This window comes from Candidatus Protofrankia californiensis (assembly GCF_900634765.1).
Classification (GTDB): domain Bacteria; phylum Actinomycetota; class Actinomycetes; order Frankiales; family Frankiaceae; genus Protofrankia; species Protofrankia californiensis.
Map to the genome: position 1 here is coordinate 9058 of NZ_CAAAFT010000031.1, position 472 is coordinate 9529.

Genomic DNA, 472 nt, shown 5'->3' on the forward strand with positions numbered 1-472 from the left:
TCCCTGGGCATGCACCTCGAAGCTCATCTCATAGTCGTTTCCGCAAACTTCACAGCTGCCCATTGTGACTCCCCGTCGGCACCCTTGTGATTGCTTTGTCACTGTTCGGCGGGCCCGTAGACCGGGCGCGGCACCGGGGTTCTCCGGAGGCGACTGGAGCGCCAAGTCCCCGGGTCACTCGCCGATAACCCGCTGTGCCGCTCGTGCCCGGCCGCGCAGCGGCCAAACCGGTGCGAGCGAATTCCCTCTCGGCAGCCGAGCGATCAGACCTGTTCGCCCGTCTTCTCTGTTCGGCCTGTCTTCTTCTGGTCGTGCTTGCCCCGTGCCCGGGGTAGTTGACGCATCGGCGATGCGTGTATCCGTCACAGGTACGGATGCGCGCATCGCCCGCTCCTCGTCCGTTGCAGGCCGGGAGCCAGAGTGTGGACGTAGGCGGCCGGCGTGGACGCCGGCGGCCGGCGTGGACGCAGAC